This is a genomic window from Flavobacterium sp. ZB4R12 (assembly GCF_048276375.1).
Taxonomy (GTDB): domain Bacteria; phylum Bacteroidota; class Bacteroidia; order Flavobacteriales; family Flavobacteriaceae; genus Flavobacterium; species Flavobacterium gawalongense.
This window is the reverse complement of the sequence record NZ_JBLNKS010000020.1, coordinates 38618-63857: the sequence shown is the minus strand read 5'-3', so window position 1 is coordinate 63857 and position 25240 is coordinate 38618. Positions and strand designations below refer to the sequence as shown.

The 25240-nt window shown below is 33.2% G+C and carries 20 protein-coding genes; 9 read left to right on the top strand and 11 right to left on the bottom strand.

The genetic code is table 11. The features are described 5' to 3' along the window. Positions 1 to 30: 30 nt before the first annotated feature. From ACNO7W_RS14555 to prfB, 6 genes are all read right to left on the bottom strand, one after another. On the bottom strand, positions 31 to 453 hold the full coding sequence (locus ACNO7W_RS14555) for a DoxX family protein (protein WP_143386559.1): 423 nt from the start codon (positions 451 to 453) through the stop codon (positions 31 to 33). Positions 454 to 582: 129 nt separating this feature from the next. Continuing rightward, entirely contained in the window at positions 583 to 1182 is a 600-nt protein-coding gene (locus tag ACNO7W_RS14550) for a hypothetical protein (protein ID WP_417938669.1), read from the bottom strand. A 496-nt stretch (positions 1183 to 1678) separates the two neighbouring features. Further along, positions 1679 to 3262, bottom strand: a complete 1584-nt coding sequence (locus ACNO7W_RS14545) for a S41 family peptidase (RefSeq protein WP_417938668.1) — start codon at positions 3260 to 3262, stop codon at positions 1679 to 1681. Between the two features lie 95 nt (positions 3263 to 3357). Further along, a complete protein-coding gene (locus ACNO7W_RS14540; protein WP_417938667.1) occupies positions 3358 to 4986 on the bottom strand; it encodes an acyl-CoA carboxylase subunit beta in 1629 nt (542 codons plus the stop codon). Between the two features lie 165 nt (positions 4987 to 5151). Then, positions 5152 to 6153, bottom strand: coding sequence for a UDP-3-O-(3-hydroxymyristoyl)glucosamine N-acyltransferase (lpxD, locus tag ACNO7W_RS14535; protein ID WP_417938666.1), 1002 nt, complete (start codon positions 6151 to 6153; stop codon positions 5152 to 5154). A 299-nt stretch (positions 6154 to 6452) separates the two neighbouring features. After that, a protein-coding gene (gene prfB / locus ACNO7W_RS14530; protein WP_143386554.1) for a peptide chain release factor 2 occupies positions 6453 to 7551 on the bottom strand; the annotation gives its coding sequence in 2 pieces (ribosomal slippage) (positions 6453 to 7487 and positions 7489 to 7551; 1098 coding nt in all). A gap of 191 nt (positions 7552 to 7742) precedes the next feature. Between prfB and ACNO7W_RS14525 the strand changes: the two genes are divergently transcribed. Further along, positions 7743 to 8765, top strand: coding sequence for a threonine aldolase family protein (locus tag ACNO7W_RS14525; RefSeq protein ID WP_417938665.1), 1023 nt, complete (start codon positions 7743 to 7745; stop codon positions 8763 to 8765). 82 nt (positions 8766 to 8847) lie between these two features. Here the strand turns inward: ACNO7W_RS14525 and ACNO7W_RS14520 are convergent, their stop codons facing one another. Then, complete coding sequence (locus tag ACNO7W_RS14520; protein WP_314897555.1) at positions 8848 to 9168, bottom strand: YbaB/EbfC family nucleoid-associated protein; 321 nt, start codon at positions 9166 to 9168, stop codon at positions 8848 to 8850. Between the two features lie 68 nt (positions 9169 to 9236). Between ACNO7W_RS14520 and ACNO7W_RS14515 the strand changes: the two genes are divergently transcribed. Then, the gene (locus ACNO7W_RS14515; RefSeq protein WP_417938664.1) at positions 9237 to 11372 is read left to right on the top strand and encodes a S9 family peptidase; all 2136 of its coding nucleotides are present in this window, start codon (positions 9237 to 9239) and stop codon (positions 11370 to 11372) included. A 71-nt stretch (positions 11373 to 11443) separates the two neighbouring features. Beyond that, positions 11444 to 12484: a PLP-dependent cysteine synthase family protein gene (locus ACNO7W_RS14510; RefSeq protein ID WP_417938663.1), complete on the top strand. Its 1041-nt coding sequence runs from the start codon at positions 11444 to 11446 to the stop codon at positions 12482 to 12484. Between the two features lie 257 nt (positions 12485 to 12741). Here ACNO7W_RS14510 and ACNO7W_RS14505 read toward each other — a convergent pair whose 3' ends face one another. The 3 genes from ACNO7W_RS14505 to gcvT form a co-directional block, all read right to left on the bottom strand. After that, a complete protein-coding gene (locus ACNO7W_RS14505) occupies positions 12742 to 13452 on the bottom strand; it encodes a YebC/PmpR family DNA-binding transcriptional regulator (RefSeq protein WP_143386549.1) in 711 nt (236 codons plus the stop codon). A gap of 103 nt (positions 13453 to 13555) precedes the next feature. Further along, on the bottom strand, positions 13556 to 15586 hold the full coding sequence (locus tag ACNO7W_RS14500; protein WP_417938662.1) for a S41 family peptidase: 2031 nt from the start codon (positions 15584 to 15586) through the stop codon (positions 13556 to 13558). A gap of 6 nt (positions 15587 to 15592) precedes the next feature. Continuing rightward, on the bottom strand, positions 15593 to 16675 hold the full coding sequence (gene gcvT, locus ACNO7W_RS14495; protein ID WP_417938661.1) for a glycine cleavage system aminomethyltransferase GcvT: 1083 nt from the start codon (positions 16673 to 16675) through the stop codon (positions 15593 to 15595). Positions 16676 to 16937: 262 nt separating this feature from the next. Between gcvT and ACNO7W_RS14490 the strand changes: the two genes are divergently transcribed. Both ACNO7W_RS14490 and priA read left to right on the top strand, forming a co-directional pair. Continuing rightward, positions 16938 to 17372 (top strand): DUF2147 domain-containing protein, encoded by a 435-nt coding sequence (locus ACNO7W_RS14490; RefSeq protein WP_143386546.1) that lies wholly within the window; start codon positions 16938 to 16940, stop codon positions 17370 to 17372. A 59-nt stretch (positions 17373 to 17431) separates the two neighbouring features. Continuing rightward, positions 17432 to 19912 (top strand): replication restart helicase PriA, encoded by a 2481-nt coding sequence (priA, locus tag ACNO7W_RS14485; protein WP_417938660.1) that lies wholly within the window; start codon positions 17432 to 17434, stop codon positions 19910 to 19912. A gap of 8 nt (positions 19913 to 19920) precedes the next feature. On the opposite strand, the gene ACNO7W_RS14480 is transcribed toward priA, so the two are convergent. Further along, positions 19921 to 20616 (bottom strand): LytR/AlgR family response regulator transcription factor, encoded by a 696-nt coding sequence (locus ACNO7W_RS14480; protein ID WP_039110583.1) that lies wholly within the window; start codon positions 20614 to 20616, stop codon positions 19921 to 19923. A 167-nt stretch (positions 20617 to 20783) separates the two neighbouring features. Here ACNO7W_RS14480 and rpsF point away from each other — a divergent pair, with 167 nt between their 5' ends. The 4 genes from rpsF (at position 20784) to ACNO7W_RS14460 (ending at position 25135) form a co-directional block, all read left to right on the top strand. After that, entirely contained in the window at positions 20784 to 21125 is a 342-nt protein-coding gene (gene rpsF / locus ACNO7W_RS14475; RefSeq protein ID WP_035671622.1) for a 30S ribosomal protein S6, read from the top strand. A gap of 5 nt (positions 21126 to 21130) precedes the next feature. Further along, the gene (gene rpsR / locus ACNO7W_RS14470; RefSeq protein ID WP_007138295.1) at positions 21131 to 21427 is read left to right on the top strand and encodes a 30S ribosomal protein S18; all 297 of its coding nucleotides are present in this window, start codon (positions 21131 to 21133) and stop codon (positions 21425 to 21427) included. A gap of 15 nt (positions 21428 to 21442) precedes the next feature. Next, on the top strand, positions 21443 to 21883 hold the full coding sequence (rplI, locus tag ACNO7W_RS14465) for a 50S ribosomal protein L9 (RefSeq protein WP_143386543.1): 441 nt from the start codon (positions 21443 to 21445) through the stop codon (positions 21881 to 21883). Positions 21884 to 21979: 96 nt separating this feature from the next. Then, positions 21980 to 25135 (top strand): TonB-dependent receptor, encoded by a 3156-nt coding sequence (locus ACNO7W_RS14460; protein ID WP_417938659.1) that lies wholly within the window; start codon positions 21980 to 21982, stop codon positions 25133 to 25135. The last annotated feature ends 105 nt before the right edge of the window (positions 25136 to 25240 follow it).

The following is a 25240-nucleotide window of genomic DNA, read 5'->3' as shown; positions in this document are numbered from 1 at the left end:
TTCAAAAACAGGATGCTTTTTTAATTTTTATTATTGTTGCATTTTAAAATAGTAATCTGCCGAATGTTTCCCGCTTCCATAAAATAAGAAAAAGACGCAGATTCCAAGTATAAGTATTGCTAACAATAAGTTTTGGGAATGCATTTCTCCCATAAAATTCACAATAATTGCTCCTATCAATATAGGTAATTGCGCTATTATTGCCCATCTGGTAAGTAAACCAAACGCAATCATTATTCCGCCAACCATATGTGCCGGTGCGATGTAATGTATCAGAAACATTCCGCCACCAATTTTGTCAATTGGAGATATTAAATCTTGTAAATATTGGATGTTTGTTATAAAAGAAATTCCTTTCATAAACAAAAAGACACCAAGTGCTATTCGTACCAAATCCAGTGATAAATAAGTATGTGCATTCGCCCACTTATTTAAATTTTTTACGTTGTTCATAATACTAAAGGTTTAAAAATTATACACTAAGATACTAATTTTTAGTGATATATAAAGTATTCTGTAAAAAAACAAAATATAGGGTTTTTTGCTTTTAAATAACCTTTAAAATGAGATATCAGGATAACTTTATTTATAAAAATAATAATTAAACTTCAGTCCAAGCGTATTTTCAGCATGGCCATGTGCTACGAAATTTGTTAAATTCAAAGATATATTCAGTTTGTATTTAGGAAAATATTTTCCTAAATATATTCCGGAACAAGAACCAAAACGTGTAGGACCATTGAATTCTGAGACAAAACCTAATCCAATTTTTGGGTCTTCGTCAGAAATTGCATAACCCACTCCGCTTTCAGCCCCTAAACACCAATTTGAATTTAAGTTAAATTGTATATTAGGTTTAATGCAAAATAGACTGAAATTTTTATATAAAGCTCTTTCTTTTACGGTACTTTCAGGAGGTACATCCGGATGATTTTTTTTAGTAAACCGATAATCATATTCAGCTCTAACTCCAAACTCTGTTGTCGATGTAATCTTCTCTGCAGCTCTTAGATTGACACCAATTCCAAGTCTATGTGACCGATACATCTGTATATGAACGGGTAATGACAGATTAATTCCCGATTCTAATACAAATGAATTGTCTTGTTTTTTTTGTGCAAATGCAAACTGAACAATCATAAGCAACATTATACTTATTATAGGATCTAAAATCTTTTTCATTTTTTCTTGGAATTAAAATTTAACTTTTAGTAAAAAATAAAAAATTGGCTCTTCGCCAAAAGTAGTGGAATTCAAAAAAAACATTAATTTACCAATGAATAAATTTCGTAATTATCGCAAAATATCCTTTAAAAATAAGTGTTTATTTAAAGTTTAATTTCCATTCCTAAACGACCTAACTTAGTTTTCCACTACTTTTGGCGAAGAACCAAAAAATTTTATTTTAAAAAAAAATGATGATAAATGATAAGTTGCAATTTGGGGTATTACATTTACCAAATAATAATCAAAGATACAAAGAACAATTTTTGAGAGTGTTATTAATCAGCTTTTTATGAAATGTTTATTTGTTGTTTTTGATTAAATTAATTTTCTTTTCATACACAAGAAGTTAGCCACTTCAATTCTTCTTTTTAAGTGAGGAATGTTTATTGCTTAAAGCGTTTTTTCTAACAGCATAATAAATAAAATAATAGCTGTTAAATTTTTTATTAAGTTATTTTGTTTTAGAAATTTCTGAAATATTTGATTTTACATCATTAAGAATCCAATTCATTTCAGGATCATTTTCTTTTATTCGGTCTTCAAGTGTAGGAATTATTTCGATGTCAGGAAATATGCCACGACCTTCTGGTGCTGTTTTGAAGTGAGGAGCAATAAACATTAATCCAATGCGAATTTTTATATCAGTATTTGGCAATTTTACACGAGGCATAAATCCGGCAATAGTCCCATTATAGGCTCCGCCAGTTTCTTCACCCACAAAAAATGCTCTTTTTGAACCTTTTAAATTGGAAGAAATAATACTTGAAGCCGAAAAACTACCACCATTGATAAGAACATAAACTTTTCCTTTGAAAGCATTTTTATTCACTTTGTGAGGTTTTGTTTGTGTTGCATAATAATTTTTCCCGTTTTTGTTTTTATGAACAGTCAATAATAAATAGCTATACATTAGCGGAGAAAAAATCGTTTTTAATGCTTTAATACCAAAAGAACCACCATGAAAATAGGCTCCTTTAAATAAGCTGGATTTTGAAACTACTTCAGATTTGTCCAAAAATACAAAAGTGGAGTCTGCTAAATAAGAGTACAAATCGGCAATTTCATTTAATCTTCCTCCTCCATTATTTCTCAAATCGAGAACAAGTGTTTTCGACTGATACGTTGCAATTTTACTAAAGCTTTCTTTGTAAAAAGTTTTAGAATCTCCAATTTTGAAACTTCTAATTTTCATTAGGGCAACACTACTGTCTTTTTCTAAAAAGTGAAGGTTTCGATTATAATTTTTTTCAACGGAATAATAGCCATGAACTCTTTTCTTTTTTCTATTTGCTTTCGATTTTGTTTTATCAATAGCAGCTAGTTTTTTTTGATTTTTTTTGAGATGTTTCCCAATAGTATCTTCTGCTTTTCTTCGGATTGTAATCGTTTTTATACTATCATTAAATTTGAAATTAAATTTTATACTATCCTTAATTCCATTTTCATTAGTGAAAAATGTAGAAAAACGTTTGCCTGAAAAATGGGTTTTGAAAGTAGTATTATAACCGTCAGAGCTATAAAATTTGTTGTACTGCTTAATTAAATTGATTGGCTTTGTTCCATTTACAGCAACAACTTCGGTTCCTGTTTTGATGGTTTTGTCATAAGACTTGTTTTTTACGACATACAATTTCCCATCGAAAAGTTCAAAATCAAATTGTGAAAAAGGGCCTGTTCCTCTTTTAAGAAGTGCTTTGGTTTCCTTTTTTGTCATTAATTTGGTAGGAGGATAAACGGTTATATGCCCTTGACGAACAGCAGCAACCACAGGACTTATTTTTTTATAAAACTCAAAACGAGTCATTGGTTTTGTAATGGTCGATTTTAGACTATCGAATTTATAATCTAAATCTTTCTTATTGATGTACCAATATAAATTAGGATGTAAATCACGCAATTTTCTATAGGTAAAATCAACATCCGATTTTAATTTCTCTTCAGCCATCAAATCATTCAAATGCTTGTTGTGTCTTTTTATGGAAGTACATTGAACAAAGAACAATAATGTAAAGCCGAATAGAAATAATTTTTTCATTTTTTTTTAACTACGAATGTTTTGCCACAAAGACGCTAAGGCGCAAAGTTTTTACTGAACTCGATGAATGAAACAGAAAATCTGCCTTCTGGAATCTAAACCTGAATAACACCCAAATTAAATTTCTTTTCAATAGGCGAGTGGTTCGCGGCTTCAATACCCATAGAAATCCAAGTTCTGGTATCTAAAGGATCAATTATGGCATCGGTCCATAATCTGGAAGCAGCATAATATGGTGAAACTTGTTCGTCATATCGTGCTTTTATTTTGTCAAAAAGTTCCTTTTCTTTAGTTTCATCTACCACTTCTCCTTTTGCTTTAAGCGAAGAAGCTTCAATTTGTGCCAATACTTTAGCAGCTTGAGTTCCGCCCATAACGGCTAATTCTGCACTTGGCCAAGCAAAAATTAACCTTGGGTCATACGCTTTGCCACACATGGCATAATTTCCGGCACCATACGAATTCCCTACAATTACCGTGAATTTTGGAACTACTGAATTACTGACTGCGTTCACCATTTTGGCGCCATCTTTTATAATTCCGCCATGTTCTGATTTAGATCCGACCATAAAACCGGTAACATCTTGAACGAATACCAAAGGAATTTTTTTCTGGTTACAATTAGCGATAAAACGGGTGGCTTTGTCCGCACTATCCGAATAAATTACGCCACCAAACTGCATTTCGCCGTTCTTTGTTTTTACCACTTTTCGTTGGTTGGCAACAATTCCCACAGCCCAACCGTCAATTCTGGCATAACCAGTGATAATGGTTTGGCCGTATCCTTCTTTATACGCTTCAAACTCGGAGTTATCAACTAAGCGATTGATGATTTCCATCATGTCATATTGTTCATTACGAGCTTTTGGCAAAATGCCATAGATTTCATTTTCGTCTAAAGCTGGTTTTTCGGCTTTAATTCGACTGTAACCCGCTTTATCAAAATCACCTATTTTGTCCACTATGTTTTTTATTTTATCTAATGCGTCTTTGTCGTCTTTGGCTTTGTAATCCGTCACACCCGAAATTTCACAATGTGTTGTTGCTCCGCCCAATGTTTCGTTATCGATGCTTTCGCCAATGGCAGCTTTGACTAAATAACTTCCCGCGAGGAAAATACTTCCCGTTTTTTCGACAATTAAAGCTTCATCGCTCATAATTGGCAAATAGGCACCACCAGCGACACAACTTCCCATTACGGCAGCGATTTGGGTAATTCCCATGCTGCTCATTTGAGCATTATTTCTAAAAATCCGACCAAAATGTTCTTTGTCCGGAAAAATTTCATCTTGCAAAGGCAAATAAACGCCCGCGCTATCTACCAAATAAATAATTGGCAAACGATTTTCCATCGCAATTTCCTGTGCGCGTAAATTTTTCTTAGCAGTAATAGGAAACCAGGCGCCTGCTTTCACGGTAGCATCATTGGCCACAACAATACATTGCTTTCCCTGGATATAACCTATTTTAACCACAACGCCACCCGAAGGGCATCCGCCGTGTTCCGCATACATTCCTTCACCAACAAATGCTCCAATTTCTATGCTTTTAGCTTTGGCGTCAAGCAAATAATCGATACGCTCTCTAGCGGTCATTTTGCCTTCACCGTGTAATTTTTGGATGCGTTTTTCACCGCCACCCAATTTAACCAAGCTTAATTTTTGTCGCAATGCCGAAAGTAAAAGTTTATTGTGGTCTTCGTTTTTGTTGAAGTTCAAATCCATGATGAAAGAATATTAAAAAATAGTTTGCGCTAAAATACAAAATCCAACGAAATAAAATTTTATTATTTTAATTGGTTTAGAAAGAAAATCGGACCTATGTTTGGTATTAAAACAAAAAAACAGAAGCTAACTCCTGTTTTTTTATGAATTTAATAAAAAAAGTAATTATTTGTTTTTGGATTCATTTACGAGTCTTTTCAAAATGGCCCATTGTTTTAATGCATCACGAGCTTCAACAGCCGGATAGCCCAACATGGTTTTTCCTGCAGGAATATCTCCCGTAACACCAGAGCCAGCACCTACAATAGCACCATCGCCAATAGTTGTGTGGTCTTTTATAGAAGCACTTCCACCAATAATGACACCATTTCCTAAAGTTACTGAACCAGCCAGTCCGCTATTTCCAGCCATGATACAAAAACGGCCTAATTTACTGTTATGCCCAATTTGGACTAAATTATCAATTTTGCAACCGTCACCTAAAACAGTAGAACTGAATTTTCCTCGGTCAACGCAGGTATTGGCACCAATTTCAACATTATTACCTATAATTACATTTCCAATTTGTGGGATTTTCACCAAACCTCTTTCGGGATCAGGGCGAAAACCAAAACCATCTGCTCCAATTGTAGCATTGGGATGTATAATGCAATCATTGCCTATGTGACAACGCTCTCTGATTACTGTTCCAGACCAAATCACGGTATTTTTTCCTATCGTACATTCATCCAGAATAGTAACATTTGGATATATTGTTGTATTATCTCCAAGCACAACTTTAGGTCCTATATAACAGCCTGCACCAATTCTAACACCATTACAAATAATTACGGTTGGATCTATAACTGCAGTTGGATGAATATCAATATTAAATATTGGGGTTGGAGGTGCAAAAAGAGCTAATACTTGTGACATGGCTAAATCAGCATTTTTTACTTTAATGAAAGCTCTGTTTTCTCCCGGTTCTATTGAAATATCTTCATTTACAACCGCTACACAGGCTTTGGAAGTTGCCCATAATTTTTCGTATTTTTTGTTTCCAATAAACGAAATTTCAGAATCATTGGCTACTTCCAGTTGTTCAGGAGCAGTAATATTTTGGGTAGTACTCCCGACAATAACTCCTTTTAAAATTTCATTTATTTCTTGGATTGAATAGGATTTCATTAAGTGTAGATTGGATTTGGTTTTGTTATAGTTGTCAAATAAAACAAATTGGGGTTATAATTCCTAATATTTTAGGATGAAGGAATAAAAAGATTAACAAAAAAAGAATTTAGAATGAGTTTGGTTCTTTCAAATCAATTAATTTTTGGATAGATTTCCAATTTCAGCTTGTTGTTTTTATGTTTGTATTGATTTAGAATTTAAAAAGCCCCTCAAGCATTTCGATAAACGAATGTAAAGGGGCTATTTATTATTTGGGCTTAAGTGCTCACTGATTACTGAACACTGCAAACTGAAGACTATTCCTCTTCCTTCTGTCCCATCATCATTAAGTATGCTTTCAAGAATTCATCAATCTCACCATTCATGACGCCGTCGACATTACTCGTTTCATAACCGGTGCGAACATCTTTGACTAACTTATAGGGCTGCATCACATAATTCCTGATTTGTGAACCCCATTCTATTTTCATTTTCCCAGCTTCGATATCAGCGCGCTGTGCCTGTTTCTTTTTTAACTCAATTTCATATAATTGAGATCGTAACATTTGCATAGCACGTTGTCTGTTATCTTGTTGCGATCGTGTTTCGGAACATTGTATTTGAATTCCGGTTGGTTTATGAAACAATTGTACTTTAGTTTCCACTTTATTTACATTTTGTCCTCCCGCACCGCTGGATCGCGAAGTTGTAATTTCAATATCAGCAGGATTAATATCAATTTCGATACTATCATCTACAAGCGGATAAACATAAACGGAAGCAAACGAAGTGTGACGCTTGGCATTACTGTCAAAAGGGGATATCCGAACCAATCTGTGTACGCCGTTTTCTCCTTTTAAATAGCCAAAAGAATAATCGCCTTCAAATTCGAGTGTTACGGTTTTAATACCCGCTGATTCTCCTTTTTGGAAATTCAGTTCTTTTATTTTATAACCGTATTTTTCGCCCCACATCATGTACATACGCATCAGCATTTCGGCCCAATCGCAACTTTCAGTTCCACCGGCACCAGCGGTTATTTGTACGACAGCACTCAAAGTATCGCCTTCATCCGAAAGCATATTTTTGAATTCGATAGCTTCAATATGATTTACTGTAGTCGAATATTGCTCGTCTAATTCTTCAGCTGTAAGTTCTCCTTCTTTATAAAAATCATAGGCCAGTTGCAACTCGTCAGTCATTTCGACTGCTTTGTTATAATCTTCAATCCACTTTTTTTTATTTCTAAGATTTTTTACAATGACTTCAGCTTCTTTTGCATTGTTCCAAAAGTCGGGTGCAAAAGTTTTCTCTTCTTCGTTTGAAATTTCAATTAGTTTGGCATCAACGTCAAAGATACCTCCTCAACGCACCAAGGCGCTCTACAATACCCTTTATTTGTTCGGTAGTTGTCATAAATTATATTAATTTAAATTGGTCTGTTTTCAAATATTTATAAAAAATACCGTTATATCATTCATTTAGTTTAGTTTTAACTGAACTAGTTTGAATTAACAAACGGTATTATGTAATTTTGTGGCACAAAAATAGAAAAATTTTACGAAGGGACAATTCGCGAATTGTCCGTACTGAAAATAAAAATATATATGGAAATAAATTTAGTTAGCGATACGATAACCAAACCTTCTCGCGAAATGTTAGTGCATATGTTGAATGCTAAAGTGGGGGATGACGTTTACAAACAAGACCCAACTGTTATTGAACTTGAAGCTAAAGTTGCCGAAATGTTCGGGATGGAAGCAGGGCTTTTTTTTCCATCAGGAACTATGGCAAACCAAACGGCGATAAAATTACATACACAACCAGGCGAACAATTAATTGCCGATAAATATGCGCATGTGTATCATTATGAAGGCGGAGGCGTTTCTTTTAACAGCGGCGTTTCTTGTTGCTTATTAAATGGAAATCGCGGAATGATAACTGCTGAACAAGTGGCTGGAGCAATTAATGATCCTGAGTTTTATCACAGTCCTTTAACGAGTTTGGTTTGTGTAGAAAATACTACTAACAAAGGTGGTGGAGCTTGTTATGAATTGGAAGATTTAAAAAAAATAAAACAGGTTTGCGATGCCAATAATTTGAAATTTCACTTGGACGGAGCCCGAATCTGGAATGCATTGGTAGCCAAAAAGCAAGATCCAAAAGCGTTTGGGAAACTATTCGATACTATTTCTGTTTGTTTGTCTAAAGGATTGGGAGCGCCAATTGGTTCGGTTTTATTAGCTGATAAAGCTACTATTCACCGTGCATTGCGAATCCGAAAAATATTGGGTGGCGGAATGCGTCAGGTAGGATATTTGGCGGCAGCCGGAATTTACGCTTTAGATAATAATATGGAACGTCTTGCCGAGGACCATCGAAGAGCTAAAGAAATTGGCGAAGTATTAAAAAAGGCAAGTTGGGTCGCTTCAGTAGAGCCTGTTGAGACTAATATCTTGATTTTTTCATTAGTTCCAAATTGCATTGAAAAGAATTTAATAGAGCTGTTAAAACAAAAAAATATTTCAATCAGTTCTATGGGACATGGAAAATTGAGGATAGTAACGCACCTTGATTATAGAGAAGTGATGCATACTTATGTTCTAGAAACACTACAAAAATTAGTATAGTAGTTTGAAAGATTTGTTTCAAGTGTAAGGTTTAAAGTTTTTGACAATGCTAAAAACTTTAAACCTTACACTTGAAATTTTTTTATTTAAAAAGATTGTCCATTCCTGGAATCATTGGCATATCCATTTTTGCAACAGCATCAAGTTCCGCTTCATTTACTTTAGTTGCATTTTCAATCGCTTTATTTATAGTTAGAATTAAATAATCTTCTAATTGCTCCTTGTCTTCTAATAAAGAATCGTCAATTGTGATTGATTTTATTTTTCTATTGGCTGTTAAAGTAACTTTCAATAAACCATCAGTACTTTGTTCATCTATAAGGACTGTGTCTAAACGTTTTTTTGTGTCTTCTATTTTTTGTTGGGTTTCTTTAAGTTTTCCCATCATTCCCATTAAATCCATTTTGTGCTATTTTAAATTATTGAATTACGAAATTACTACATTCGATGTAATAAGCAATGTTAAATTAGATGAAAAATCGAATCGTTTTAAAATGTCTTTATGCTATTTTTGTAGCTTCACTTATTAAAATAAACGCGCAAACAATGCCAGAAAATATACAACCACCAGTTGCTAAAATAATTCCGAAAACTTTAGAGAACTTAGGGGATACAAGAATTGATAATTATTTTTGGTTGAACGATAGAGAAAACCCGGAAGTTATTGATTACCTGAATAAAGAGAATGAGTATTATCATAAAATGACTGCTCATGCCAAAGATTTCCAAAAAGAATTATTTGAAGAAATGAAAGGCAGAATCAAGGAAGATGATGAATCGGTTCCTTATTTATACAACGGATATTACTACATCACCCGTTTTGAAACTGGAAAGGATTATCCTATTTATTCCCGAAAAAAGGAAAGCCTTTCGGCAAAAGAAGAAATCATGTTCGATTGTAATGAATTGGCCAAAGGACAATCTTATTTTCAATTAGGTGGTTTGAGTATTAGTCCGGATAATAAATTAGCTGTTTATAGTACGGATACTATTGGAAGAAGAATTTATACTATTCAGGTTAAAAGTTTGGAAACCAATGAAATTTTAGAAGATAAAATAGAAAAGGTTACTGGAACTGCTGTTTGGGCAAATGATAATCATACCATTTTTTATTCTTCGCAGGACGAAGTTACCTTGCGATCCGATAAAATTTTCAAACATAAATTAGGTTCAAAACAAGCGGATGATGTTTTAGTTTATTTTGAAAAAGATGATACTTATAATGTCGAAATTGCAAAATCTAAATCCAGAAAATATCTTGCAATTGAGTCTGGAAGTACACTGACAACAGAATATAGAATTCTAAATGCCGACACTCCAGATGGGAAATTTGAAATTTTTCAAAAAAGAATCAGAGGAGTAGAATATAGTATCAATCACTACAAGGATAGCTTTTATATTTTAACCAATAAGGATAAAGCCGAAAATTTCAAATTGATGAAAACGCTCGAAACCGCAACATCAAAAGAAAATTGGACAGAAGTTATACCGCATAGAGAAGATGTTTTGTTAGAAGACATCGAAATTTTTGCTAATTATTTAGTGGTCGAAGAACGTTCGAATGGTTTGAATAAAATCCGAATCATGCCTTGGAGTGGGGAAGGGGAATACTATTTGCCTTTTGAAAGCGAAACCTATACCGCTTATACCACGACCAATGTAGATTTTGAAACAGAAATTTTGCGTTACGGCTACCAATCCATGACAACTCCCTCTTCGGTTATTGATTTCAATATGACAACCAAAGCAAAGGAAATCAAAAAGGAGCAACAGGTTCTTGGTGGCAAATTTGATAAAAATAATTATAAAGAAGAACGCGTTTGGGCAACTGCCAAAGATGGAGCCAAAATTCCTATTTCTATGGTGTATAGAAAAGAGTTGAAAAAAGACGGGAATAATCCATTGTTGCAATATGCTTATGGTTCTTATGGACATTCTATGGATGTTACTTTTTCATCGACCCGATTAACATTATTAGATAGAGGATTTATATTTGCGATAGCGCATATTCGTGGTGGCGAGGATTTAGGAAGACAATGGTATGAAGACGGAAAATTATTAAAAAAGAAAAATACGTTCACTGATTTTATCGATTGTTCTAAATTTCTGATTGATCAAAAATACACTTCACCAAAACATTTATATGCAGAAGGGGGTTCTGCCGGAGGTTTATTAATGGGAGTTGTGGTGAATTTAGCACCTGAATTGTATCATGGAATAATAGCACAAGTTCCTTTTGTGGATGTAATTACTACGATGCTTGATGATAGTATACCTCTTACAACTGGAGAATATGATGAATGGGGGAATCCAAATAAAAAGAAATATTACCAATACATGTTGTCGTATTCTCCTTACGACAATGTAAAAAAACAAAATTATCCCAATATGTATGTGTCTACGGGTCTTCATGATTCACAGGTACAATATTGGGAACCAGCTAAGTGGGTCGCAAAATTGCGAACAATGAAAATGGATGCGAATGTCTTATTTCTTGATACTAACATGGATGCAGGTCACGGAGGAGCATCTGGGAGGTTTGAAGCTATAAAGGAATTAGCAAAAGAATTTAGTTTTTTATTAGATTTAGAGAAAATTAAAAAGTAATTAGATTTTTTTTGTTAAATTTGCAACGTTCGTGGTTAAATTAAAAATTGCCTGCGACTAACTATTTTTTTATGAAAGAAGAAATAAACGCTTATAATAATGTTTTAGAATTAATAGGTAACACCCCACTTATTAAGCTAAATAAAGTCACCGAAGAGTTAGAAGGTAATTTCTACGCAAAGGTAGAAGCTTTTAATCCAGGACATTCTTCTAAAGATAGAATAGCATTATACATAATCGAAGAAGCTGAAAAAAAAGGATTTTTATCTCCTGGTGATACCATTATTGAAACTACATCCGGGAATACCGGTTTTAGTTTGGCGATGGTAAGTATCATAAAAGGCTATAATTGTATCCTTGCTGTTAGTTCTAAGTCATCCAAAGATAAAATAGATATGTTACGTAGTTTGGGAGCAAAAGTTTATGTTTGTCCCGCACATGTCTCCGCTGATGATGAGCGTTCGTATTATAATGTAGCCAAACGTTTGCACGAAGAAACGAAAGGTTCTGTTTATATCAATCAATATTTCAATCAATTGAATATTGATGCACATTATAAATCTACAGGGCCAGAAATTTGGAAACAAACAAATGGTAAAATCACACACCTTATCGCTTGTAGCGGTACAGGAGGAACTATTTCAGGAACTGCAAAATACTTGAAAGAACAAAATCCTAATATTAGGATTCTCGGAGTAGATGCTTTTGGTTCCGTATTAAAAAAATACCATGAGACCAGGGAATTCGATAACGATGAAATTTATCCTTACAGAATTGAAGGTTTAGGTAAAAACTTAATCCCGTCTGCAACTGATTTTGATCTTATCGATAAGTTCATGAAAGTTACTGATGAAGAAAGTGCGCATTCTGCCAGAGAAATTGTTAAAAAAGAAGGTTTATTTGTAGGATATACTTCCGGAGCAGTAATGCAGGCTATAAAGCAATATGCAGACGAAGGTGAATTTGATAAAAACAGTAATGTAATCGCCATTTTTCCGGATCACGGTTCTCGTTATATGAGTAAAGTATTTAGCGATGACTGGATGAACGAACAAGGTTTCTTTGATAGTATCAACGAAGAAGAAGCTCAGAAAATTGAATTTATAAAATAAGAAGTATTAATTAGTATAAAGTATTAAGATAAAAAACTCCGTCAGTCTAAAAGTTGATGGAGTTTTTCTTTTTAACAGAGTCATTCTGTTTTTTTTTGTCATTCCGACGAAGGAGGAATCTCATCAGGATAGTTCGCTTTGTGTGAGATTCCTCCTTCGTCGGAATGACAAAATACGGGACAAACTCAAAAAAAACTCCAGATTTCTCCGGAGTTTTTCTAGTGTTTTTCTGAATACTGTTCACTGAATACTGTAAACTATTCCTCCATTGTATGATAAACGTTCATTACGTCATCATCTTCTTCAATTTTTTCGATTAGTTTCTCAACATCAGCAGCTTGTGCTTCAGTCAGTTTTTTAGTTATTTGAGGAATTCTTTCAAATCCGGAAGAAAGGATTTCCAATCCTCTATTTTCTAATTCTTTTTGAATCGTTCCAAAACTTCCAAAAGGCGCATAAATTAAAATACCGTCTTCGTCTTCAAAAACTTCTTCCGCGCCGAAATCGATTAATTCTAATTCTAATTCTTCAGGATCAATTCCGTTTGCCGGAATTCTAAAGTTGCACGTATGGTCAAACATAAATTCAACTGAACCTTGCGTTCCCATTGTACCGTTACATTTGTTAAAATAACTTCTGACATTGGCAACAGTTCTGTTATTATTATCAGTTGCTGTTTCAACTAGAATTGCAATTCCATGGGGTGCATATCCTTCAAATAAAACCTCTTTATAGTTGGCGGTGTCTTTATCCGTTGCTTTTTTGATAGCACGTTCTACATTTTCTTTTGGCATATTGACTGCCTTGGAATTCTGAATAACTGCTCTTAATCTGGAGTTGGCATCAGGATTTGGACCACCTTCCTTTACAGCCATTACAATATCTTTACCAATTCTGGTAAATGCTTTGGCCATTGCTGACCAACGTTTCATTTTTCTTCCTTTTCTGAACTCAAACGCTCTTCCCATTGCTAGTTTATTATTTTGAACTGCAAAAATACAGTTATTCCTTATTTTACCAAAATCAAATTAAATTCTTTTATCGAATTAAAAATAAATTGATACTGTTATTTTATTTTAAAGCATTGAAATCCTCAATTATTGTAATGGCCTCATTCAAGTAGTGATTCTTTTTTAATGCATCCAATTGGAATTGATTGTTAATTTTTTCTGAGGGATGAATAGCGAGAAGGAATCGATTTAAATCAGAATTGTAAACATTCAAATCAATACTTCCGGAATCAAAAGAATTAATCTCTTCCCATAAATCACTGACTTTATTTTGTTCCTCAAAAACTGTATCAATTGTCAATGGTATTGCTTTCTTTGGTTGGTTTACCAAATCGTCGATTCTTTTATTAATTGTTTTAATATCATTAAAATAGTCGTCGTTAACAATTCGTAGCCTGCTATTTTCTAATACTTTTTGAATCAAATTATTTTTTGCATAAGGCCTAAATCTAATGAAAGGATTGATGCTGTCATTTTTGAAAGCCGTAGGGAAGTTATTCTCTTTTGGAAATATTGTCTCGTAGATTTCCGGCAGAACTACATTTGGAAAAACGCCCAAACTTTGAAGACTTTTTCCAGTTATTCTGTAAAATTTATTGACAGTTACTTTTACAAAATTCTTATTATCATTTTCTTCTAATGGAACTATGGTTTGCATAGTTGCCTTACCTAAAGTGATGCTGCCAATTAATAACGCCCGATGGTAATCTTGAAGAACCGATGCGAAAAACTCACTCGCTGATGCCGAATTACCATTTATTAGAAGTACAATTGGATCTTTGTAAAGCATTCCTTTATACGGATCATCAATTGTAGTTTGTACTTTTTTATTATCAATTACTACGGATATTGGACCGTCATCAATAAACATTCCGGCTAATTTTATCGCTTCTTCCATGGAACCGCCACCATTATCCACTAAATCAATAACTAATCCTTTGATATTATCTTTTTGTAATTTGATTATTTCTTTGGCAACATCCTGAGCACAGCCTTTGCCATTATTACCTTCAAAATCGGCATAAAAACTGGGGATTTTTATATATCCTATTTTGATGTCTTTCTCTACAATAAAACTGTAAACGGTATTTTCTTCGTCTTTTATGACTTGCTTTTCTACGAGTACTTCAAAGTTTTTTCCGGAATTGCGTTTCAGCGTTAGTACAATGTTTTTATTGGCTTCTGAGAGAATCATATTCGAAATTGCCTCCAGTGAAGCACATGAAACCAGTAAAGTTTCCTTTAGGTTTGAAATCGAAATAATTTGATCTCCTTTTTTTATTTTTCCAGTAAGAAATGCGGGTCCATTAGGGTCTAATTCATCTACAATAATTTCGCTTTTTTTATTTAAACTTACATTTAGTCCTAATGATAAATGTTCTTTGGATAATGAGGCTACAAAACTTGACTTGGAATCATCGCTAAAATAAGAAGTGTGTGGGTCAAAGTAACTACAAAAATGATTGTAAAGACTTTCTTGTAAGCCAGATTCATTTTGCAAAATGCTATTTATTCTGCAAAGTTCATTTTGAATAATTGTATTTTTAGAATGCATTGCCAATGCATTAAAATTGGCTTTAATAGAATCCAGATTTTTGCTTGTCTGGGCTATATCATCCAGAATTCCATATTTAATTTTTTTTCTCCAAACTTTCTCAACTTGGTTGTCTAATAAATAGATTGGGAATGCTTTTTTATAAAACCGAATCGTGTCTTTCAATTCATAGTCAACAGTTCCTTTATCAATCTTTTCCAAAAGGTCCATATTTCTTAAAAGATCTTTTTTGTAAACAGTCGAAATCTCGGTTAGAAAAGCACAGTCTTTATCTTTGATAAGATTGTCAATATTCAAGCGATATTTTTGCGAAAGAATATCGTATTCTGATTTTAGAAAAACAGTTCTCGAAGGATCAAGTTCTTCAATAAAGGAATCAAAAACAAAAACCGATAAACTGTCGTCTACCGGTTTTGGATTAATATGTTCGCGCTGAATTAACGCATTTATTTTAGAAAGTATTTCACAAGTTTTGGCATCATTTTGACCAAATAGTGAAAATGTAGTCAAGAATAATACGAGTGAAATTTTCTTCATTTATTTTTATTTCTTGTAAAAAGGCAATTTTACCACTTTGGCAGGAACATCATTTTTTCTAATTCTAATAAATATGTCGCTGTCCAAAGCACTGTTTTCAACGGTTACATAACCCAAACCAATTCCTTTATTGATTGATGGCGACATTGTTCCTGAAGTAACGATTCCAATTACATTTCCTGAAGTATCAACGATTTCATAATCATGTCTTGGAACGGCACGTTCCTGCATTTCAAAAGCCACTAATTTTTTAGAAACTCCCGCTTCTTTTTGTTTTTTCAGATTTTCTGAATTGGTAAAGTCTTTTGTGAATTTAGTAATCCAACCCAAACCAGCTTCAAGTGGAGAAGTGGTATCGTTGATGTCATTTCCGTATAAACAAAATCCCATTTCCAATCGTAAGGTATCACGAGCAGCAAGACCAATTGGTTTAATTCCAAAAGGAGTACCAGCTTCAAAAACTTTATTCCAAATTTGTTCTACTTCTGAATTTTTACAATAAATTTCAAATCCTCCAGAACCAGTGTAACCTGTTGCCGAAATAATTACGTTGTCAATTCCTGCAAAATCACCAACTTCAAAATGGTAGTAAGGAATTGCCGATAAATCTATTGAAGACAATGATTGCATGGCTTCAACAGCTTTTGGGCCTTGAATTGCCAATAACGAATAATCATCAGATAAATTTCTCATTTCTACACCCAAATCGTTATGTGCAGCAATCCAATCCCAATCTTTATCAATATTCGAAGCATTTACGACTAATAAATACTGCTCCTCTTTCATTTTGTAAACGATCAAATCATCTACAATTCCGCCGTCATTGTTAGGCAAACAAGAATATTGTGCTCTTCCAATAGTCAAAGTAGACGCATCATTAGAAGTTACTTTTTGTATTAAAGCCAACGCATTTGGTCCGGTAAGTAAGAATTCACCCATATGAGAAACATCAAAAACACCTACGGCATTTCGAACCGTTTCATGTTCAGCATTCACACCTTCATATAAAATAGGCATATTGTATCCGGCAAACGGAAGCATTTTTGCTCCCAAACTCTCGTGTATGTGCGTAAGCGCAGTATTTTTCATTGTTATTTTGTATAGAATTTCAAGTGGCTAATTTATTGATTTTATTTCGGGTGACAAAGACGTAAAGAAGCAAAGTTTAAAGTTTCAAACGTTTTCGAAATAACAGGCTGAACAATTTCAAAAAAATAATTTTCAGTATTTAATCCAATGAAGTTATGAAGCTATTTCCTGCTATTCATTACAATCTTTTCCTTTTTAATGTTTAATTTTACAATCAATTTATTTGAAGTCTCTAACTTGCGAGAGCAAAAAAACAAGTATCATGAAAAAAAGTAGATTAGTTATTATAGCACTGTTTTTTGTTGCCATTTTCTATGGTCAAAATCAAACGGTTATTGACAAATGGAAAACCATCGATGATGAAACTGGAAAAGCCAAATCAATAGTGGAAATCTATGAGGAATCTGGGAAAATTTATGGTAAAGTAATTGAGATTCTGGAAGAAGAACATAAAAAAAAAGTTTGTAGCAATTGTTCAGGTGAGGATAGAAACAAACCTATTCTTGGAATGATAGTCATAAAAGGATTAACAAAAGATGGGAACGTATATACTAAAGGCAAAATTTTAGATCCTAAAAACGGGAAACTTTATAAATGTTATATTACATTAGAATCAAAAGACAAACTTAAAGTTCGTGGTTTTATTGGAATTTCATTGTTTGGGCGAACACAATATTGGTACAGAGTAAAAAGTTGATTTTAAATGGAATGAATCTAATGCCTGTCCAATAATAACAAATAGCTAAAAATCTAAAAATGCATTTCGTCGAAGTAATTTTACCTCTTTCTCTTGCCAAAACCTTTACCTATAGCGTTTCTGAAGCTGAATTTCATTATATCAAGAAAGGAATGCGTGTGGCGGTACCTTTTGGTAAAAGTAAAATTTATACGGCGCTAGTTATAGAAATTCATCAAAATAAACCCACTTTATACGAAGCCAAAGAAATTCACCAAATTCTGGATGAAAACCCCATTGTTACTGAAATCCAAATTACACACTGGCAATGGATAGCGTCTTATTATATGTGTGCTATTGGGGATGTGTATCGTAGCGCTATACCAAGCGCACTTTTGCTGGAAAGCGAAACCGTAATTTCTCAAAAACAAGATTTGTTTGTGGATCAAAGTTTCCTTTCGGATGATGAATTTTTGGTTTACGAAGCTTTACAGCAGCAAAGTTCCTTGAAAGTGCAGGATATTATATCAATTTTAAACAAAAAAAATATTTTTCCTGTAATTCAAAAACTGATTGACAAAAATATAGTAGTGCTTCAGGAAGAAATTGCAGAAAGTTATAAACCTAAGTTGGTTCGTTATGTGCGTTTGCATTCTAAATATGATTCGAATGCTGGTTTGGGCGAATTGTTGGAAACCTTGAAAAATGCCAACAAACAAAAGGAAATTGTACTGAGTTATTTTCAATTGAGCGCTACCGAAAAGACCCGAGGCGAAGCCGAACGGAGCGGAGCTAAACCCATAACGGTTAAAAAACTTGTCGAGGCGGCTCATTCATCTTCGGCAATTATAAAGGCATTAATAGAAAAAGAAATATTTGAGGATTATTTTCTTCAGGAAGACAGAGTAAATTTCAATGGAAAAATAAGAGAAGAAGAACTTCAATTAAGTCAGGCACAGCAAACTGCTTTTGAAGAAATTAAAACTAGTTTTACTCAAAAAGAAGTCTGTTTGTTGCATGGAGTAACTTCCAGTGGAAAAACGGAGATTTATATTAAGCTCATCGAAGAATATATTGATTCTGGAAAACAAGTATTGTATTTATTGCCCGAAATTGCTTTGACAACGCAATTAGTAGGAAGATTGAGAACTTATTTTGGAAATAAAGTAGCTGTTTTTCATTCGAAATATAATAATAATGAACGTATCGAGGTTTGGAATCAAGTTTTGGTAAATTCGGAGAAAGCACAAGTAGTACTAGGAGCGAGGTCAGCTTTGTTTTTACCTTTTCATAATCTGGGATTTGTAATTGTAGATGAGGAACACGAACAAACTTTCAAACAAGTAGATCCTGCACCACGTTATCATGCGCGTGATGCTGCGGTAGTTTTGGCTAATTCGCATAAAGCAAAAGTTTTATTAGGTTCGGCAACACCAAGTATAGAAACCTATTTTAATGCAACATCGGAAAAATATGGTTTAGTAGAAATTTCGAAACGATTTGGAAACGTAATGATGCCAAATATTGAATTGGTGGATTTGAAAGATAAATACTTTCGGAAAAGAATGACGGGACATTTCAGTGATGTTTTAATTGAAGAAATCAATACCGCATTATCATTAGGTGAGCAAGTGATTTTGTTTCAAAACAGAAGAGGTTATTCTCCAATAATAGAATGTATTACTTGTGGTCATGTGCCACAATGCCAACAATGCGATGTGAGTTTGACGTATCACAAGCATAAAAACCAGTTGCGTTGTCATTATTGCGGGTATACAACGGCAAAACCTACCCATTGTCATTCGTGTTCTAGTGTTGATTTGACTACAAAAGGCTTTGGAACCGAACAAATAGAACAAGAATTGATTTCTATTTTTCCAAATTCAAAAACAGGAAGAATGGATCAGGATACCACGCGTGGTAAATTTGGTTTTGAGAAAATTATCGATAGTTTTAAGAATAGAGAAATTGATATTTTAGTTGGAACGCAAATGCTAGCTAAAGGATTGGATTTTGATAATGTGACTTTGGTAGGAATCATGAATGCGGATAACATGTTGTATCATCCTGATTTTAGAGCATTCGAGAGAAGTTTTCAAATGATGACTCAAGTAGCAGGTCGAGCAGGACGTTCGGAGAAACAAGGAAAAGTTATTATTCAAACGTATAATCCTAATCATAATACGATACAGCAGGTAACAAATAATGATTATCTGGGAATGTATAAGGAGCAATTGTATGACAGGCAAATTTATAAATATCCGCCTTATTTCAGAATCATAAAACTGACATTAAAACAGCGTGATTTCGATAAACTAAAAGAAGGCACCATGTGGCTGTATCAAGTAATGAGTCAAAATCTTAATATGCCGGTATTAGGTCCTGAGGAACCAGCTATAAATAGAATTAGGAATGAATACATACGAACGATTATAATTAAAATTCCACAAAACACGTCTATAGTAAACACAAAAAAAACTATCCAAAAGATATTGAATAGTTTTGAGGCTGTTGCTCAATACAGAGCTATAAAAGTTACGCTAAACGTCGATTTTTATTAAAAGTAATTTTATGCAAATGATAGGGCTTTAACTAAATCTTCTTTTTTGTTTCTGCTCAAAGGTATTTTTGTAATTCCAATTTCGGCAAACTTACTGTTGAAACGTTCTACTTTGTCGATATTTATGATGTAGGACTTATGAACTCTGATGAATTTTTCTTTAGACAAATCATTTTCAAAAGATTTCATCGTAGAAAGCACTAAGTTACTATCTTCTTCGGTAACAACTCTAACGTAGTCACCAAAAGCTTCAATCCATTTAATTTTAGAAGTGAAAATTTTTAATTTTTTCAGATTACTCTTAATGAAAATATGTTCACCTTCTTCTTCTTTATTTTCTTTTTTAAGAGAATATAAATCGATTGCTCTTCTAACCGATGCATTGAAACGATCTATAGCAATAGGTTTTTGCAGATAGTCGGTAGCATCATAATCAAATGCTTTCATGGCATATTCGGCTTTAGAGGTAATGAAAATAATTTGTGGTTTTATTTTTAAACCATCTAAAAAGTCAAAACCGCTAATTACAGGCATTTCAATATCTAGAAATATTAAATCTACATTATGTACAGACATGCAACTCCTAGCTTCAATTGCATTAGAAAAATCTCCAATTAAATGTAGATTTGGATGATTATTCACTAACTTTGCGATGATCATCCTTTGAATGGAACTATCATCAACTACTACACAATTAAGTTTCATAATTTTCGTATTTTAAGATTTGGAGTAGTAAATTTAATAATCATTTATTGAAAAAACTAATCTTTATCGGTTTTTTTTACCATACAACGAATAAAGTAAAATCATCATTGTTTATTTAAAATAATTGATTACTTTTGCACCCAAATTAACAAATAAATAAAATATTTATGAATCATTATGAAACTGTTTTCATTTTAAATCCCGTTTTATCTGAAGTTCAGGTAAAGGAAACAGTAAGCAAATTTGAAGATTTTCTTACTAGTAGAGGAGCAGAGATGGTATCGAAAGAAGACTGGGGCCTTAAAAAAATGGCTTACGAAATTCAAAACAAAAAAAGTGGTTTTTACCATTTGTTCGAATTCAAAGTAGCAGGAGAAGTTCTAATTGCTTTTGAAACCGAATTTAGACGTGACGAAAGAGTAATGCGTTTCTTAACTGTAAGTTTAGACAAACACGCTATTTCTTGGGCTGAAAGAAGAAGAACTAAATTAAAATCTACAAAAGCTTAATTATCATGGCAACATTACAACAATCGGCTTCAGGAAAAAAAGACGGAGATATCAGATATCTTACGCCTTTGAACATAGAAACAAACAAAACTAAAAAGTACTGTCGTTTCAAAAAATCAGGTATCAAATATATTGATTATAAAGATGCTGATTTCTTATTGAAATTTGTAAACGAACAAGGGAAAATTCTTCCTCGTCGTTTAACAGGAACTTCATTGAAATACCAAAGAAAAGTGTCTGTTGCTGTAAAAAGAGCACGTCACTTAGCATTAATGCCATATGTGGCTGATTTACTAAAATAATAAAGAAGCGAAATTATGGAACTTATACTTAAAAAAGACGTACAAAATTTAGGCTTTAAAGATGATGTTGTATCTGTGAAAAATGGTTACGGTCGTAACTTTTTAATCCCACAAGGACACGCACATTTGGCAACTTCTTCTGCAAAGAAAGTGTTAGCTGAAAACCTAAAACAAAGAGCTCATAAAGAAGAAAAAGTAGTAAACGATGCTAAAGCATTGGCTGAAACTTTAAAAGCTATCGAAATTAAAATTTTCGCAAAAGCAGGTGGTGAAAAATTATTCGGTTCAATCACGAATATTGATATCGCTGAAGCATTAGCAAAAGGCGGTCAAGTAATTGACAGAAAATTTATTACTAGTGGAATCGTTAAACGTACAGGAAAATATGCTGCTAGCGTTAGATTACACAGAGATGTAGTTATTGAATTACCTTATGAAATTGTTGCTGAAAAATAACATTTGGCTAACATTTTGTTAATAAAATAAAAAAATCGCTCTTAGGAGTGATTTTTTTTTGGCTAATTTTGCCCAAAATAACTAACATTCAAATAAATGAAAAAAATTATTATTTTATTGTTTTTTGTATTTGGTCTTCACTCGATGATAGGTCAAACTACAACATCTAGTATTAAGGGAATAGTGAAAAGTTCTAGTAATGAGTTGCTTCCAGGAACAACGATACTTGCTATTCATACTCCTTCAGGAACTAAGTATTCTGCAGTATCGAATGCTGATGGAAGATTCAATATGTTGAATATGAGAATTGGAGGGCCATATAAAATTGTGGTAACTTTTATTGGATTTCAAACTGAAGAATTTAACGATGTTTACCTTGATTTAGGTAAAGTCTTTAGTTTAGATGTTGTTTTGAAAGATGAAAGTCAAAAGCTAGAAGAAGTAAAAGTTGTTGGGGCTAAAAATAAAGTTTTTCAAAGTGGAAGAACTGGCGCTGAGACTACTATAGGTAGAAGAGAATTGGCAGTATTGCCATCAATCTCAAGATCAGCTGAAGATTTTACGCGTTTAGAGCCTTCAGCAAGTGGCGGTTCTTTTGGCGGTAGAAATGACCAGTATAACAGTTATTCCTTGAATGGAGCTGTTTTCAATAATCCTTTCGGATTAGATGCGGCAACTCCTGGTGGGCAAACAGGTTCTCAGCCAATATCACTAGATGCCATCGATCAAATTCAGGTAGCCACGGCTCCTTATGATGTGACTTTGTCTGGTTTTACAGGTGCTTCTGTAAATGCAGTTACAAAATCAGGTACAAATGAATTTCATGGTACTGCTTATGCTTTTTACAGAAACCAAGATTTAACGGGTAGTAAAGTGCATGGAGAGAAGATATTTGTTCCTTCTTTAGAACAAACTCAAGCGGGTTTGAGTATTGGAGGTCCAATTATTAAAAACAAATTATTTTTCTTTGCTAATTATGAAATTGATAAAAGAAGCGATTTAGGTTCAAATGTTGTTGCTAATGATGGAAATGCTACAACTGGCGTAAATGAATCCAGAGTTTTAGCCACTGATTTGATGCATGTGTCTACTGAATTAGGAAAGTTAGGTTACGATACAGGAGCTTACCAAGGATTTACTCATAATTCAGATTCAAATAAAGGAATTATAAAATTTGACTGGAACATTAATGATAATCATAAATTGGCTTTTATTTATAATTTCTTGGATGCATCCAAAGATAAACCTGCACATCCTACAGCAATTCTTCGTAGAGGACCTGATGTGAATACAATGCAATTTGAAAAGTCAGGTTATCAGATCAATAATCAAATTAACTCTTTCTTAGTGGAGTTGAACTCTAAATTTAGCGAGGTAGTTACTAATAAATTGCAAGCAGGTTATACGCATTTTAATGATTTTAGAAAACCTTTTTCTGCACCGGCACCGGTTATTAGTATAACTAAAGACGGTTCTCCTTATATAATTGCAGGGCATGAGCCATTTTCAATCAATAATAAATTAGACCAAAAAGTAATTCAAGTTACAGATAATTTAAATATTGTAAGAGGAAATCATACTTATACAGCAGGTTTCTCATTCGAAAAATTCATTTTCAAAAACTCATTCAATCTTAAGGGATATGGTTTTGATGTTTTTGGAAGTACAGATATGGCTGGTTTTGATGCTAATATTGCAAATGGATATTATGCTTCTGCGATTGCAGCTGCTCAAACAACATTTGATACAAAAAATGCACTTCAGGATGGAACAAATGGAGGTTGGAATTTAGCTGAAACTACTGTAGGTCAATTAGCATTTTATGTTCAGGATGAATGGAATATCAATGATAATTTCAAATTGATATATGGATTAAGAGCTGATAAGCCATTGTATTTTAATACCTCAGATTTAATACAGAAATTTATTGATACTGATAATTCAGAAGGATATGTTCCAACTATCAATTATTATAATCCAAAAGACGGAAGCACAGTAAATTTTGATTCTACAAAACTACCTGGAAATGCATTGTTATGGTCTCCTAGAGTAGGTTTCAATTGGGATGTAAATGGAAATAAAGTAACACAATTGCGTGGTGGAACTGGTATTTTTACTGGAAAACTACCATTTGTATGGATTGGTAACCAAGTAGGTGGTACGGATCCATTTTTCTATGAAGTTGTTAATAATGATTTTAAATTTCCTCAAGTTTGGAGAACTAGTTTAGGTATCGACCATAAATTTGAAAACAATTATATTCTTACAGTTGATATGTCTTATAATAAAGATATAAATGCTGTCCATGTTCAGGATTGGGGATTAAAAACACCTACAAGTCAATTAAATAGTGTAGATAATAGACCAATTTATGGATCTAACGATTATGGTACTTGGAATGAATATGGTTTTCCTGCAAGAGCTCATGCTTATGTATTGACTAATTCAAAAAAAGGAAGTGCATTTAACACTTCTGTTAAAGTGCAAAAAACATTTGACAATGGATTGTTTGCTAGTTTAGCCTATAACTATTTGAAATCTAAAGATGTGAATTCTATAGAAGCTGAAATTACTGGTGATGCCTTTAATTTTAACCCAGCTTTAGGGAATGTAAATAATGACGTGCTTTCTAATTCTAAATATGGAGATACACACCGTTTTATTGGTGTGGGTTCTAAAAAATGGAAATATGGTAATGACAAATGGGCAACCACTATTTCTACATTCTTTGAATACGCTCAAGGAGGTCGTTTCAATTATACTTACGGAGGTGATATTAATAATGATGGTGCGTCTGGGAATGATTTAATTTACATCCCAACTACAGCAGAAATTAGCACTATGATTTTTTCTGGCGTAGGACAAGGCGCGGCATTTGATAATTACATCAAACAAGATGATTATTTGAATGAAAGAAGAGGTCAGTATGCAGAACGTTATGGTGCTTTATCTCCTTGGAGAGGTAAGTGGGATCTTAAATTAATCCAAGATTACAATTTTAAAATTTCTTCAGCTTCAGAAAAGAAAAATACAATTCAATTCAGTGTTGATGTTTTGAATATAGGAAATTTATTGAACTCAGATTGGGGATTAATCCAACAACCAATCAGTGTACAACCAATAGGTGTTAGCGTTAATACTGCAAACATTCCTACTTATACGTTTAATGGAACGCAAACTAAAACCTTCAGTTATGATGCTAGTTTAGCTTCAAGATGGCAAGCGCAATTTGGGATTAGATATATTTTCTAAAAAGATAAAAAATATATTAAATTTGCCCTCTCGTTTGAGAGGGCTTTTTTTGCTTTAAAACGTCAAAGGGCAGTTGAAAAACAAAAGTTAAATACTAAAATAGAA